This window comes from Nocardia farcinica (assembly GCF_001182745.1).
Taxonomy (GTDB): Bacteria; Actinomycetota; Actinomycetes; order Mycobacteriales; family Mycobacteriaceae; genus Nocardia; species Nocardia farcinica.
In genome coordinates this window covers 2705629-2720629 of the sequence record NZ_LN868938.1, presented here as the reverse complement: position 1 = coordinate 2720629, position 15001 = coordinate 2705629, and the positions used below count along the sequence as shown (strand labels likewise).

Annotated in this window: 8 protein-coding genes; all 8 read left to right on the top strand. The window is 70.7% G+C overall.

Annotation, left to right across the window (positions count from 1 at the left end; genetic code table 11):
• Nucleotides 1-117: 117 nt before the first annotated feature.
• The gene (locus AMO33_RS13110) at nt 118-2952 is read left to right on the top strand and encodes a type 1 periplasmic-binding domain-containing protein (RefSeq protein ID WP_060592784.1); all 2835 of its coding nucleotides are present in this window, start codon (nt 118-120) and stop codon (nt 2950-2952) included.
• An 884-nt stretch (nt 2953-3836) separates the two neighbouring features.
• On the top strand, nt 3837-5936 hold the full coding sequence (locus AMO33_RS13105) for an AMP-binding protein (RefSeq protein WP_076573569.1): 2100 nt from the start codon (nt 3837-3839) through the stop codon (nt 5934-5936).
• A 1-nt stretch (nt 5937) separates the two neighbouring features.
• A complete protein-coding gene (locus tag AMO33_RS13100) occupies nt 5938-6981 on the top strand; it encodes a 3-oxoacyl-[acyl-carrier-protein] synthase III C-terminal domain-containing protein (RefSeq protein WP_060592782.1) in 1044 nt (347 codons plus the stop codon).
• 24 nt (nt 6982-7005) lie between these two features.
• Complete coding sequence (locus AMO33_RS13095; protein ID WP_060592781.1) at nt 7006-9627, top strand: aminotransferase class III-fold pyridoxal phosphate-dependent enzyme; 2622 nt, start codon at nt 7006-7008, stop codon at nt 9625-9627.
• 42 nt (nt 9628-9669) lie between these two features.
• Nucleotides 9670-10779 carry an acyl-CoA dehydrogenase family protein gene (locus AMO33_RS13090; protein WP_060592780.1) on the top strand — a complete coding sequence of 370 codons (1110 nt, stop codon included), beginning with the start codon at nt 9670-9672 and terminating at the stop codon, nt 10777-10779.
• Between the two features lie 17 nt (nt 10780-10796).
• A complete protein-coding gene (locus tag AMO33_RS13085; protein WP_060592779.1) occupies nt 10797-12293 on the top strand; it encodes an FAD/NAD(P)-binding protein in 1497 nt (498 codons plus the stop codon).
• Entirely contained in the window at nt 12290-13870 is a 1581-nt protein-coding gene (locus AMO33_RS13080; RefSeq protein WP_060592778.1) for an MFS transporter, read from the top strand. The genes AMO33_RS13085 and AMO33_RS13080 overlap by 4 nt, the downstream gene beginning before the upstream one ends.
• Nucleotides 13867-15000, top strand: a complete 1134-nt coding sequence (locus tag AMO33_RS13075) for a DUF3419 family protein (protein WP_060592777.1) — start codon at nt 13867-13869, stop codon at nt 14998-15000. The genes AMO33_RS13080 and AMO33_RS13075 overlap by 4 nt, the downstream gene beginning before the upstream one ends.
• Nucleotide 15001: the final 1 nt, after the last annotated feature.

The window sequence follows — 15001 nt, the reverse complement described above, 5'->3', positions numbered from 1 at the left end:
GGCCCAGTGACGTCCGGGCCGATCCGGCTGTCCTCGCGGAAGCGCGCCCGGTACAGTCCCCCTACGCGCGGGATCGCGGTCCCGCCCGCCAGACACATTTCCGGGGGAGGCCGTCGAGTGCCCGAGGCGAACGACATCGGCAAGCTGCTCGAACTGGTGCGCGCGCTGAACGTCCCGGACGCCAGGCCCCGCGTCCTGCGCACCATGATCCGGCGCAGGCGGCCGTTGCCGCGTCCGATCGTCGGGCTGGTCGGTACCCCGGCCACCGGGCCGCTGCTGGTCGAGATCTACCGGTGGCTCGGAGAATCCGGCGGGCGGCGCGCGACTCCCCGTGCGCGGGTGGACCTTTCGGCCGCCGACCTGCCGCCTGACGCGCTGGCGCCGGACCCCAACGCCACCGGCGAGGAGATCGCCGGCCACTGCCTGCCGATCCTGCAACGGTTGGTGGAGGGGTTCTCGACCGACGACACGGCCATGGGCCCGATCAAGTTCCCGCGCTACCGCACCGCCGACTGGCTGACCCGACAGCGGGTGACCAGTGACGAGACCGAGGCGGCGGTGGAGTTGCGGGCCCGGTTGCCGCGCCTGCTGCGCAGCGGTTCACCGGCGGCCTCGGCCACCGACGCGGGCGAGGCGGCGGCGGGCGACATCGTGTCGCGCACGGTGTTCGCGGTGTTCGCGTTGTGGCCGGTGCTGCGGCTGTGGTTGTGGATCAGCGGGCGTATCCCCGGCATGTCGAAGGTGACGCGCTGGTTCATGCACCAGCGCTACCTCGCTCCGGAGCTGTCCGACTCCTTCCTGGGTTTCGCGACCAGGTTGACCGCGTCGCGGCGCAGCGACGAGAACGAGGAGCAGCTGGCGAAGCTGCTGGTGCACGCCTTCCTGGAGGATCTGCGCGACGCCTATCGACGGCACATCTGGCGCCCGTCCGGCTGGCGGCGCACCGCCTATCCGGTGGCGCTGCTCGGCCCGGTGGCCGAGGGCAGCGCGGGCGCGCGCCTGCTCGGCTGGATCAACGACATCCGCAACGAGACCGGACAGTTCGATCCGCTGGTCGTACTGGCCTGCCTGGACACCCCGCCCGCGCGGCCGCCGGTGCGGGACCTGGCCCGGGTCGGGGACCTGGCGCATCTGGACACCCTGGAGAGCCTGGTCGATCGCCCGTACGCGGAGCAGGAGCCGGATCCGCTGCAGCGCTGGCTGCGCAACATCGAGAACATGCGCACGAACCGGCTATCCTACGCCTGGTTCCTGCCGCTGCGGGTGCGCCTGCCCGATCCGCTGAACGGTCGGGTGCGCGACCCCGGGTACGCGCATCTGGCGGTGCCGCCCGCGCCGCCGCTGGCCGCTCGGCGGTGGTTCGTGGCGATGTCGGTGCTGGTGCCGGTGGCGCTGCTGGTGGCGGCGGCGCTGGTGTATGTGCCGCCGCTGCGCGGGGCACCGTGCGCGCACTGGCCGTGGACCTCGGGGATCGCGGTGCAGCTGCGCGGCGAGGAGTGCGTGGGCTACAGCGACAACGCCGATCAGGTGTTCACCGACGATCCCGAGCTGGCCGCGATGCAGCGGGAGGTGTTCCGGCTCAACGCCCGCGCCGCGGTGGCGCGCCGGGACAATCCGCGCAGGCCGCTGGTTTCGCTGGTCTACTTCTCCGGGCTCAGCTACACCGACACCAACGTGCGTTATCCGCACGCGCAGGTGGAGGAGCTGGCGGGGCTGGCGGTGCAGCAGCGTCGTGCCCTGCTGGCCTCCGACGAATCCGAGCCGCTGCTGCGGGTGATCGTGGCCAACGGCGGCTCGGACATGCAGCACGCCACGTGGGTGGTCGACCATCAGCTGCGCGGGCTGATCGCCGACGATCCCGGGGTGCTCGGCGTGATCGGGTTGGACCGCAGCAATGCTGAGACCCGCCGCGCGATCGGCAGACTCGGCGAGTTCGGCGTGCCCGTGGTCGCGACGACGCTGTCCGCCGACGGACTGGCCGAGGCGTCTCCGCTGTATTTCCAGGCCGCGCCGAGCAATGCCACCCAGGCCAGGCTGATCGCCGACTACGTGCAGGGCGCGCGCCATCCGGCCGGGTCGGCGCAGGCCGGGCAGCCGCGCTACCGGCGGGTGAGCGTGTACCACCCGGAGGCGGCCGAGGACATCTACGTCACCACGTTGGTGGCGGACCTGAAGTCCGAGCTGGCCCGGCGCGCGATCGACTACGACGCCCACACCTGGCGGATCCAGCAGGAGCTGAACCGTTTCCCGGCGCCGTGCGAGACGGACGATTTCGATCCGGGCACGCTGCTGTTCTACGCCGGGCGCAACGAGGACTTCCCGACGTTCGCCCGCTCGGTGAGCCGCGGCTGTCTCACCGGTCAGGCCCCGGCCATCCTCGGCAACGACACCCTCACCCGGGTCATCACCGACCCGCGCGCGACGGCGGCGCTGCCCGCCAACCTCACCGTGCGTTACGTCGCCAAGGCCGCGCCGGTGCTGCTCGGCGGTGCGCGGTGCATCACCGGCGTCGCGGAGCTGGGCGATCAGCCGGTGCCGATCGAGTACGAACAGCTGTGCCGGGAGCTGCCCGGCCTGATCGAGGATCTGCGCCGCTACCCCGAGCTGGCCGACTACCGCCCGTCGTGGGCGGGGGACCGGACGGGTCTGGCCTTCGACGTGAGCGGGTTGTTCCTGGCGGCGGTCCGCGCGGGCAGGCACACCGATCTGCCGCCGAATCGCACCGCGATCGCGATGCAGTTGCGCGAGCGCGACTATCAGGGCATCACCGGGACACTGGGTTTCGGCGCGTCGCGGGTGGCCGACGGTTCCTCGATCGCGGTGCTGGTCACCGAGTCGGTCGGCCAGACGGGGCCGCAGCGGTGCCTGGTGATGTTGCCGCGTGCGCAGGGCGACGGGTGCCCGGCCGGTACCGGCAGCGCGCTCGAGGACTGGGCCGACCCGCCCGGCTGAGCGATCCCGGTCACCACCACCGGGTGGGCCGGTCGCGCTCCCAGCCCGGTTCCGACTCCGGCTGCGCGGCCAGGGCGACCGGCAGCGGCTCGGACGGCGGGCCCATCAGCTGCGCGCCGAGCGGCACGCCACTGTCGTCGACATCGCCGTGTGTTCGGCGGTGACAGCGGCGGAGGTGCGACCGCCCGCCCGGACGTTCACGCTCGGCTCGGCCGAGCACGGTCCAGGACCACGTGTACGACAGGCCGCGGTGAAGAGCGCTCGGCCGGGGACGGCGCCGCCCGCAACGCCCGCCGAGCGCGCAGCCGCCACACCGCCTCGGCGTCGGCGGTCGCGGCCGGGAAGTGAGCCGCAACCGAAAGCGGTGGGCGCCCGGGCGATGTCGCTGTCGCCCTCGATCGCGACGGGCACGCCGGGCGGCGGCAGCCGCACACCGGCGGTCGGTGTCGCCAGCGCGGCGACGCGCCGCACCACCCCGGGAACGCGTCGAACGTGGGCAGGCTCGCCTCGGTGCCGTCCAGTGCCGCGCGGACGACGGTGGTCGAGCGCACGGTGCCGGCGGCGAGCACCGCGGCCGGCTCGGACAGCCCGAGCCCCGGCGGCGCGGTGGGTGTCGCCGTGACGTGAGGCGTGCACCGCGCACGCTCGCACCATGAAACATGCACTCCAGAATCTGCAACCTGTCCCAGTTAACATGGATGTCATACGGGCGCATTTCTGTCGAGAATGGTTGACCGTGACATCGGATATCGGCTAATCTCGGCCACAGCCCCGCATCAATTCCAGTTTCTCCGAGCCCCGCAGGCTTCAAGGACGAGGCGATATCCACTGCGGTTGTTTCTGCTGTCCGCGGCGCGGGGCGAGCGAATCTTCTTGGGGTGCTCATGTGTTGTTCACCTAATTCCTCCGAGTTTTCGTTCGGCAATTGGAACGAACTTCTCCGTGTACGTGCGAGCGAGAAATCCGACGATATCGCCTTCGTATTTCTCGACGATGCGGGCAGGCAGGCGCAGGCGCTGGACTACGGCGACCTGCACCGCAGGGCCGAAGCCCTCGCGGCGCGTCTGACCAGGGATTTCAAGCTCGGAGACCGGGTTCTTCTGCTGCATCCCCCCGGCTTGGACTACGTTGTCTCGTTCTATGCCTGTCTGTATGCCGGGCTCGTCGCGGTGCCGCTCTTTCCGCCGCAGCGAAATCGGGTGAACCATGTCGAGGCCGTGGCGCGAGATTGTGCGGCGGCCGCCGTCGTCAGCACCCCCGAGGTGCTCGCGGAAATGGCGAATCTGTCCGGAGATCTGTTTGTCTCCCGTTTGCCGAGAGTTTCGACGGAATATACCGACGACCTGCCGGTAGAATTCGAACCGCCGGAAATAGACGGGTCGCAGATCGCCTATCTGCAATATACGTCGGGCTCCACGTCCACCCCGAAAGGCGTGATCATCGATCACGCGATGGCGTTACAGCAGGTGCGCGAACTCGCCTTTTCCTGGGAGGTCGACGCCACCAGCGTCGTGGTGTCCTGGCTGCCGCACTTCCACGACTTCGGCCAGGTCAGCAGCGTGTTGATGCCGGTGTACGTCGGTGGCGGCGCGGTGCTGATGGCGCCGTCGACCTTCGTCAAGAATCCGTTCCGCTGGCTCGCGGCGGTCACCGAGTATCGCGGAACGCACAGCGGCGCACCGAATTTCGCTTTCGATCTGTGCGTGGACAAGATCACCCCCGCCGAACGTGCCGAGCTCGACCTGGCCAGCTGGCGGTTGGTGTCCAACGGCGCCGAGCCGGTCCGCCTCGGCACACTGGAACGGTTCGAGAAGACCTTCGCTCCGCACGGCCTGGCCCCCACCGCGCTGTCGCCGGGCTACGGGCTGGCCGAGGCCACCCTCAAGGTCTGCTCGGGCACCCCGGACCGCCGCTACCGCACCGTCCGGCTGGACGATGCCGCGCTGGGCAGGCGCAAGATCGTGCCGAGCACCGCCGAGCACGGCTCCACCGAGCTGGTCGGCTGCGGTGGCACGGTGCTGGAGACCGAGGTCGCCATCGTCGAGCCCGAGACCGGACGCCGGGTCGGTGACGACGAACTGGGCGAGATCTGGGTGAGCGGGCCGATCGTGGCGCCCGGCTACTGGAACCGGCCCGAGGACAGCGAGCAGACCTTCCGCGCCCGCATCGCCGGCGACGACTCGGGCCGCACCTATCTGCGCACCGGCGACCTCGGATTCGTCCACGAGGGTGAGCTTTTCATCTGCGGCCGGGTGAAGAACCTGATGATCGTCAACGGTGTCAACTACTACCTCGAGGATCTCGAGGCCACCGTGGTCGGTAGCGACGAGGCGCTGCGGGCCGGCGCGGTGATCGCGTTCTCGGTCGAGCGGGACGGGCAGGAGAACCTGGTGCTCGTCGCCGAGTACCGGCCCGACACCACCCGCGCGCCGGCGGAACTCGTCACCGTCATGCACACCGCGGTCTCGCGCAAGCACGCCGTCGCGCCCGCCGCGATCGTGCTCATCGCCGCGGGCACGATCCCGCGCACCACCAGCGGCAAGTTGCGCCGCCAACAGTGCAAGGCCGACTTCCTGGCCGGCTCGTTGCAGGAGATCCACCGATGGGAGGGCATGGTGACGATCACCGAGGAGACCACCGGCGGCGCGGCGCCCACGGGCGGCGGCATGCCGTCGATGCGGGAGCTGGTCCGGCAGGGGCTGGCCACCCAGGTGAGCGAGTGGATCACCGCCAATCTCGGCGCCGAAGCGGGCCGCGTCCGCACCTCCCGCTCACTCATCGAGAACGGTTTCGGCTCGGTCGACCAGATGGACCTGCACGAGCGGCTCGAGACCTGGTCGGGCAAGCGGTTCCCGCCGGAACTGATGTGGGACGCCCCATCGATCGACGAAATGGTCGAGGTGATCGCCGGTTTCCTGGTGCCCGGCGCCGCCGAGCCCGCCGCGACCCCCACCGAAGACCCCACCGGCGTAGGAGCGCAGTGACATGAGAATTCGTTCGGCTGTGGCGGAACTGCCCGCGCGGGTGGTCACCAACGACGACATCGTCGGCTGGATCGGCGAGCACAGCGCGGGCCACTTCGAGGGCGATCTCGACGCCGCCCTGCGCAAGGTGGACTACTACCTGCGCTACGCGGGCTCACGGGAGCGGCGCTGGCTCGACGCGGGGGAGCGGCCCATCGACCTGCTGCGCCGCGCCGCGAACACCGCGCTCGACCGCGCCGAGGTGCGGCCCGAGGACGTGGACCTGCTGATCTACACCGGCATCGGCCGCGGCTTCATCGAGCCCGGCGGCGCCTACCACTCGGCGGCCGCGCTCGGCCTGCGCAACGCGCACTGCTTCGACATCCTCGACGCCTGCATGAGCTGGACCCGCGCGGTGCAGGTGACCGACGCGCTGTTCCGGTCGGGCACGCACCGCACCGCGATGATCGTCAACGCCGAATGCAACCTGCGCTCGGGCGGCGTGGTGTTCCCGCACCTGTTCCGCATCCCCGAGGTCGGCGCGCTGGAATCGGTCTTCCCCGCCTACACCCTCGGCGAGGCGGCCACCGCGACGGTGCTCACCGCCGAGGACAACGAGCCGTGGCGGTTCGAGTTCGCCTCGCGACCGGACCTCGCGCCGCTGTGCAATGTCACCCTGGACGGCTACGACGGCTACTGCGATCCCTCGGACAAGCTGGCCGCCAACGGCGTCGGATTCTTCACCTCCTACGGGTTCGAGATGCACGAGCAGGGCGCCGCCGACGCGCACGCGGTGTTCGAGCGGCTCGACCCGCCCGTCGGCGAGGTGGCGGCACTGTTCACCCACGCCTCCAGCCAGCGCTACTGGCAGGGCATGGCCGACAAGGCCGGGCTGGGCCACGCGATCCACCACGTCTTCGAACGCACCGGCAACGTCGTGTCGGCCTCGGTGCCCGCGGCGATCGCCTCGGCGCTCGAGCTGGGCGTGCTGGCACCGGGCGAACGCGCGGTCGGCTGGGTGGGCAGCGCCGGAATGTCCTTCGCCGCTTTCTCTTTCGTTCTCTGACGGCCGAGCAGAACAGGTGACCCGATGTTGAAACACCTCGCCCGCGCGGGCGTGCTCTCCGCGCGCGGCGCCGCCGAGTACTCGCTGGCCGCACTGCGCGACCGCGATCCCGCGAGCCGGGACCGCCGCCGCGCGGAGGCCGTCCTCGACTTCCTGGTGCGGATGGGCCCGATCTACATCAAGATGGGCCAGATCGCGGCGACCCGCTCGGATCTGTTCGGCCCGGACTGGGTGTCGACGCTGCGGGTGCTGCAGGACCAGACCCCGCACATGACCGCCGCGCAGAGCAGGCGCGCCGTCGAGCGGGAACTGGGCAGGCCGCTGACCCAGGTGTTCCGCCGCTTCGACGCCGAACCGGTCGCCAGCGCTTCGGTGGCGCAGGTGCACGTGGCCGAACTGCTCGACGGGCGCAAGGTGGCGGTGAAGCTGGTCAAGGACGGCGTGCCCGAACAGATCGAGGAGAGCCTGAAGTCCATCGCCACCCTGCTGCGGCTGCTCAACCGGGCCACGCCGCGGCTGCGCGAACTCGATGTGGCCACCCGCTTCGACGAGATCGCGCGGCTGCTGCGCCCGCAGGCCGACATGACGCACGAAGCCGCCCAGCAGCGGCGCATCCACGCCAACTTCGCCGGGCACCCCTACGTCACGGTGCCTGCGGTGCTCGACGAGCTGGTGACCAGCCGGATGCTGGTGATGCAGTTCATGGACGGCATCCCCGGCAAGCGGGTCGAGGAGGTCGGGTTCCCGCGCGACCAGCTGGCCCGGCGGCTGCAGGACGTCATCTACACCATGCTGTACATGCACGGGGTGTGCCACGGCGACCCGCACCCGGGCAACGTGATGTTCGGTCCCACGGGCGAATTGATCCTGCTGGACTACGGCGTGACCGTGGAGCTGACCGAGGACGAGAAGTGGGGCCTGTCCTCGTTCTACTACGCCTGCACCCGCAAGGAGTGGCACAACGCCATCGACCGGTTCACCCGGTATTTCGTGCTGGCCGACGAGAAGCTGCACCGCAACCGCGCCGCCTACGACGCGGAGATGGCCGAGGTGCTGCGCTACCACTTCGACATCAGTTCGAGCCAGTGGTCGACGATCTCCTACTTCAACGACGTCAGCGCGGTGCTGCGCAAGTACGACTCGCGCTACACCACCAACTTCACCAAGGTGGAACTGGTCTTCCTGTCCTGTGAGGGGTTCGCCTCCCAGATCGATCCCGACATCGACATCTGGGCCAACGCCCGGCGGTTCACCGACCGGTACTCGCCTTACATGAGCGCCGAGGTGGAGGCCCGCTTCGCCGCCGGTTTCGCCGAGCAGATGCCGACCTCGCTGCGGTTGCGCGACCGCGCCCAGGCGACGCTGGTGGCACCCACCCACATCGACCGCTATTTCTTCCCCAGCGGCTTCCCCGTGTTCGTGGAGTCCGCCGCGGGCGGGCGGGTGCGTGACTTCGACGGCAACGACTACCTGGACCTGTCCGGCGGCTACGGTCCGCACCTGCTGGGCTACGGGCATCCGGCGATCACCGAGGCGATCACGACCGGGGTGCGGCGCGGGTTGGTCAACGGCATCGGCAATCCCGGCGAGATCGAACTGGCCGAGCAGCTGGTGCGGGCTTTCCCGGCCGCGGACAAGGCCGTGCTGTGCAATTCCGGCACCGAGGCGATCCTGTTCGCGATCCGGATGGCGCGCGGTTACCGCAGGCGGGCCACGGTGGCCAAGTTCGAGGGCCACTACCACGGCTTCTCCGATCAGGGCATGGTCAGCTCCTGGTTCCGCTTCTCCGGCGACCGGCACCGTCCCGACCCGGTCGCGGGCTCGCAGGGCGTCGACCCGGCGACGGTCGCCAACACGGTGGTGATGCAGTACGGCGACCTCGACGGGCTGGCCAGGATCCGCGAGCATGCCGACGAGCTGGCCTGCGTGATCCTCGAACCGATGCCGACCTCGGTGGTGGCGCTGAACGTCGAGTTCCTGACCGCGCTGCGGGGGCTGTGCACCGAGCTGGACATCCCGCTGATCTTCGACGAGGTGGTCAGCGGCTTCCGGGTGGCCTACGGCGGTGTGCAGGTGCTCGCCGACGTGCACCCGGACCTGACCTGCCTGGGCAAGGTGATCGGCGGGGGCCTGCCGTGCGGTGCGGTGGTGGGCCGGGCGGAGCTGATCGACACCGCCAAGAGCTCGCAGGATCCGTTCTACGACTACGAGAACAAGGTGTTCGCCGGCGGCACGCTCAGCGGCAACTCGTTGACCTGCGCGGCCGGGCTCGCGGTGCTGCGCCATCTCGACGCGCACCGGGAGATCTACGACGAGCTCGAGTCGAACACCCAGCGCCTGGCCGGGATGCTGCGCGAGGCGACCGCCCAGCGCGAGATCGCCTGCCGCATCAACGCCTCCCGGTCCATCTTCTCGCTGAACTTCAGTCACCGCGCCGCCGGCCTGTACCGGGACCGGATGGCGGGCAGCAACTTCAAGGCCACCATCGCGCTGGCGTACTACATGCGCAAGCACCAGGTGTACCTGCCGGAACTGCACAGTTTCCTCATCAGCGCCGCGCACACGACCGAGGATCTCGATCAGGTCGCGCACGCCTTCGACAAGAGCCTCGACGAGATGCTCGCCGACAACCTGTTCGTGCTCTGACCGCTCCCGCCCTGTGGAGTGGCCGAAATTGCGGAGGACGCAATGCGTTTCATGTCCCGTGAGCTCGAGACCGCGCAGCGGTTCGTGCCCGGTCTCGATGCCCGGCTGCGCGAGGTGCCGCTGCCGGTCCTGGAATCGCCGGACAGCCCCGGCCTGGCGCTGTTCAAGGAATACGGCGGGCCCGGCCTGCTGATCGCCAAGGAGGCCGGTGGCCTCGGCGCCACGCTGTGGGAGGCCGCCCAGATCCACCGGCTGCTCGGCAGCCACTCGCCCTCGCTGGCCATCGCGGTGAACATGCACTCGTGCACGGTCGCCGCCATCCCGGAGGGGCCCGGCACCGAGGCGATGCTCGGCATGGTGGCCGCCGGAAACCTCTACCTCGCCTCGGCGTTCGCCGAGGGCGTGCCGGGCGCGAGCGTGATCGCGCCGAAGCTGCGCGGCACCCGGATCCCGGGCGGGTGGCGGCTGGACGGCAGCAAGAAGCCGTGCAGCCTGGCCCGCTCGATGGACATCCTCACCGCCAGCGTGCTGCTCACCCCGGACGGCGCCGACGAGCCGGAACTGGCGCTCGTGGTGGTGCCCGCCGACAGCCCGGGACTCGCGGTGCGGACGCTGACGGGCGCGCCGGTCTTCCCCGCCTCGGAAACCGAGGAGGTGGTGCTCACCGGTGTCGAGATCCCGGACGAGGCGGTGTCGTTCTTCGGCCGCACCGACCGGCTCAACGCCGCGCTCACCGCGGGCTGGCTCACCTTCGAGCTGCTCGTGTCGGCCTGCTACCTGGGCATGGCGAGCGGGCTGGTGCGCGAGGTGCTCGAGCAGGGGCGCGGCTCGGCCGCCGACCGGATGCTGCTGGTCGGCGAACTGGAGGCCGCGATGGCCGCGATCGAGGCCGTCGCCACCGAGATCATGAACGGCGGCAGCGAGGCCGACACCGTCGCGCGGGCACTGCACGTGCGGTTCGCGACGCAGCGGGCCATCGAGCGGGTCTCGGCGGCGGCCACCGAACTGCTGGGCGGCGTCGCCTTCCTCACCGGCTCGTCCGCCCAGCGGTACGCGGGCTGCCGGGCGCTGGCCTTCCACCCGCCGTCGCGGCTGAGCATCGCCGAGCCGCTGGACCGGTTCACCGCCGGTGAACCGCTCATCGTCACCTGAGCACGGATCGAGGCATCATGTCCACGCCAGACCGGCCGCGCACGCTCACCGAGGCGGCCGTCGTGCAGATCGGGCGCGGTCCCACCGGTACCGCGCTGGCCAGGCAGCTGCTGCCCACCCTCGCCCCGGGCACCCGCTACGTCGTGATCGACCGTGACCCGGACGCGCCGCACCTGGCCTTCGGCACCCCGGAACCCACCCACCTCATCAACACCAGGGCGGCGAAATCCAGCCTGAATCCGGCCGATCCGGACGAATGCCTGCGCTGGATGACCGCGCATGCCGCGCGGGCGGGCGTGCCGGTGCCGGAGTTCCCGGCGCGGCGCTGGTTCGGCCGCTACGTCGCCGACATGTTCGACGCGGCCGTCGAGCGGGCGCGGACGGCGGGCGTGCTGGTGGACGTGGTGCGCGCGGACGCGGTCCGGGTCGTGCCCGGTGCGGGGACTGCGCACCGGGTGGAATGCGCGGGCGGCTTCGCGGTCGAGGCCCCGCGCGTGGTGCTGTGCCTGGGGATGCAGGCACAGTCCGATCCGTTCCCCGGAATAGTCGGCGCCGCAGGGTATTTCGCCGACCCGTGGCGGTTGCCGGAGCTGCCGCCACGGGCGCGGGTCGCGGTGCTCGGCACCCGGCTCACCGCCATCGACGTCTTCCTGACGCTGGCCGCGCGCGGCCACGAGGGGCCGATCCTGCTGGCCTCCCGTTCCGGCAGGTTGCCGCGCCTGCGCGGGTCCGAGGACGTGGCGCCGGTACCGCACGTCGAGGCGTGCATGGGCGCGGCCTTCGCGGCGGGCACGTTGCGGCTGGCGGACTTCGGCCGGGCGCTGATGGCCGACATCGAAGCCGCCTCGGCGACCCCGCCGGACTGGCGCGAAGTGCGCGACTGCGGGCCCACCACGGCCGCGCGGCTGGCCGCCGAACTCGCCGAGGTCGACGCGGGCGCCGACCGCGGCTGGCAGCGGGTGGTCAACGGCGCCTCGCCCACCCTGTTGCCCGCCTGGCAACTGCTCGCCGACGAGGACCGCGCCGTGTTCTTCGCCGAATGGCTCACCCCGCTGCTGGTGCACGGGGCGCCCATTCCCCCCGCGACCGCGCGACGGGTGCTGGCCGCGATGGAGTCGGGCCTGCTGCGGGTGACCGGGGGATTGGCGGCGGTGCGGAAGGCCGGTGACGCGTTCGTCGTGCACGCCGGCGGCGCCGACCACGAGGCGGACGTGGTGATCAACGCGACCGGCGCGGGCACCGGTCCGGACGCGCTGCGCCGCGAACCGCTGCTCGCCCAGCTGCTCGACACCGGGCGGCTCACCGTGCATCCGCACGGCGGGGTCCGCATCGATGTCGCCACCTTCGAGGCGCTCGGCCCGCAGGGCGCCCCGATCCGCGGACTGCACGTCATCGGCGATCTCACCCGCGGCGCGGTGCTGGTCACCAACGACGTGCTCGCACTGTCCTTCCAAGCCGCACTCGCCGCGACCGCGATGGGTGCCGAACGCGAAGCAGGGGTACCGATTTCATGACCACGACGTCCTCGCGGCCACGCTCGCTGGTGCTGGCCGTGCTGTGCCTGTGCGTCATCGCGATCTACATGGACGCGATGATCGTGAACCTGGCGCTGCCCAGCCTGGTGCGCGAACTCGGTTCGAGCACCACCGGTCTGCAATGGATCATCGACGCCTACGCGCTCACCTTCGCCGCGCTGGTGCTGGCCGCGGGCAGTCTCGGTGACCGTTTCGGCAGGCGCAACACGCTGCTGCTCGGCCTGGTGATCTTCACCGTCGCCACCGGGCTCGGAGCGCTGTGCACCAGCACCGGGCAGCTGATCGCGGCGCGCACCGTGATGGGCCTCGGTGCGGCGCTGATCTTCCCGTCGACGCTGTCGATCCTGACCAACGTCTTCGTCGAGCGCACCGAACGGGCGGCCGCGATCGGTGTCTGGGGTGCGGTGTCGGGCATCGGCGTGGTGCTCGGCCCGATCGTCGGCGGTCTGCTGCTCGAGTATTTCTGGTGGGGCAGCGTGTTCGTCGTCGTGGTGCCGGTCGGTCTGGTCTGCCTGGTGCTGACGGTGCTGGTGGTGCCGGATTCGCGCGATCCGGCCACCCCCGGGCTGGACGTGCCCGGCCTGGTGCTGTCGACCGCGGGCATCGGTGTGCTGGTCTACAGCATCATCGAGGCGCCCAACCGCGGCTGGCTGGCCGCGCCGACCCTGCTCGGCTTCGCCGGCGCGGCGGCGCTGCTGGCGCTGCTGGTGGCCCGCGAACTGCGCACCCCGCATCCGATGATCGACATGCGGCTGTTCGCGAACCTGCGCTTCTCGGCCGCCTGCGCCACCATCACCATCACGTTCTTCACCCTGAACGGCTTCACCTTCCTGGTGACCCAGTACTTCCAGTTCCTCAAGGACTACACCCCGCTCGGCGCGGGCGTGCGGCTGATCCCGGTGGCCGTGGCGATCGTCGTCGGCTCGGTGCTGGGCGGCAAGCTGGTGCTGAAGGTGGGCACCCGCGCGGTGGTGACCACCGGCCTGGTGCTGATGGCGCTGGCCTACGCCTGGTTCTCCGTCGACGGCGTGGACACCGGCTACTCGCTGATCGCCGCGCAGATGGTGCTCATCGGTCTCGGCATCGGCTCGGTGGCGGTGCCGGCGACCGAATCGATCATGGCGGTCGTCCCCGCCGACAAGGCGGGCATCGGCTCGGCCATGAACGACGCCACCCGCCTGTTCGGCGGCACCCTCGGCATCGCCGTCGTGGGCAGCGTGCACCACTCCCTCTACACCGGTGAGCTGCCCGACTCGCTGCCCGGCCTGCCCGCCGACCTGCTCGACCACAGCCGCGACTCGGTCGGCGCCGCGCTCGGGGTGGCGGCCCGGGTCGCCGAATCCGGCGGCCAGGGCGTCGCCGCGGCGCTGGTGGACAGCGCCGAACACGCCTTCCTGCACGGCTTCCAGGTCTCCTGCCTGGTCGTCACCGGCATCTGCGCGGTCGCGGCGGTCGTCGCGGGCAGTCTGCTGCCCACCCGCGCGCCGGTCCCCGACGCCGATCCCGCCCCGGCGGACTCCGAATCTCGTCAAACCCCGGAAGGGATGTCGTCATGACCGCAGCACCCGCCACCACCGCCACCCCCACGGCGGTGACCGATCGCTGGCTGCTCTACAGCACCTGCGACGAGGATTCCCGCTCGGAGTTGCGCGCGCTGACCATCGGCGAGGGCGACGACGTGCTGGCGGTGACCGGAAGCGGTTGCCGCGCACTGAGTCTGGTGGTGCACAATCCGCGCTCGGTCACCTCGGTGGACAGCTCCGCCGGGCAGACCTACCTGCTGGAACTCAAGCTGGCCGCCATCCGGCACTTCTCCTACGACACCCTGCTGGAGTTCCTCGGGGTCGACCCGAGCCGGGACCGCTGGCGGCTGTTCGAGGAGCTCACCCCCGCGCTGTCACCCGGCGCCGTCGCCTATTTCACCCGCTACCACAAGGCGATTCGCGGTGGCGTGCTGCTGGCCGGGCGACACGAGCGGCTCTACGTGCGGCTGGTGGCGCCGATGATGCGCACGCTCTACGGCTCGGCGATGAAGGAACTCTTCGCCGCCGCGGACCTCGAGGCGCAGCGCCGCGTGTACCGGGAGAAGATCGACGGGGTGCTGTGGCGCACGCTGATCCGGCGCGGGTTCACCGAACGCACCCTCAAGACGGTGCTCAACGACGACTCCTACAACGTCGTCACCGATGTGCAGTCGTGCGGGGACTATGTGCTCGAACGGCTCGAGCACACCCTCACCGAGCACCTGGTCCGCGACAACGACTGGGTGTCGTTCATGCTGCACGGCCGCTACCCGGACCGGAATGTGCTGCCGCACTACCTGTTGCGCGACAGCGTCGAAGCCATCCGATCCGCCGAGACGAAGGTCGAGCCGGTGCGCGCCGACCTGATGGCGCACCTGCGGGCACTGCCGGACGGCTCGATCGACAAGTTCTCGCTCTCCGATGTCACCAGCTGCATCGACCGGGCGCAGTTCGCCACCATGATGACCGAGGTGGTGCGGGTGGCCCGGCCGGGCGCGCGGATCTGCTACCGCAACTTCCTCAGCAGGCACCGGCCCGATCCGAGCTTCGCGTCGGTGCTGCGCCGTGACGACGCGCTGTGCGAGCAGCTCTACCACGACGATTACGCGTTCGTGTACCAGTTCGAGATCTTCACCGTCGGCGCGCCCGGCGCGGTGGCCTGAC

Bases quoted from the DNA above. Each gene is read 5' to 3' on its own strand.
- AMO33_RS13105 (WP_076573569.1), top strand. From the start codon at position 3,837: ATGTGTTGTTCACCTAATTCCTCCGAGTTTTCGTTCGGCAATTGGAAC.
- AMO33_RS13100 (WP_060592782.1), top strand. From the start codon at position 5,938: ATGAGAATTCGTTCGGCTGTGGCGGAACTGCCCGCGCGGGTGGTCACC.
- AMO33_RS13095 (WP_060592781.1), top strand. From the start codon at position 7,006: ATGTTGAAACACCTCGCCCGCGCGGGCGTGCTCTCCGCGCGCGGCGCC.
- AMO33_RS13090 (WP_060592780.1), top strand. From the start codon at position 9,670: ATGCGTTTCATGTCCCGTGAGCTCGAGACCGCGCAGCGGTTCGTGCCC.
- AMO33_RS13085 (WP_060592779.1), top strand. From the start codon at position 10,797: ATGTCCACGCCAGACCGGCCGCGCACGCTCACCGAGGCGGCCGTCGTG.
- AMO33_RS13080 (WP_060592778.1), top strand. From the start codon at position 12,290: ATGACCACGACGTCCTCGCGGCCACGCTCGCTGGTGCTGGCCGTGCTG.
- AMO33_RS13075 (WP_060592777.1), top strand. From the start codon at position 13,867: ATGACCGCAGCACCCGCCACCACCGCCACCCCCACGGCGGTGACCGAT.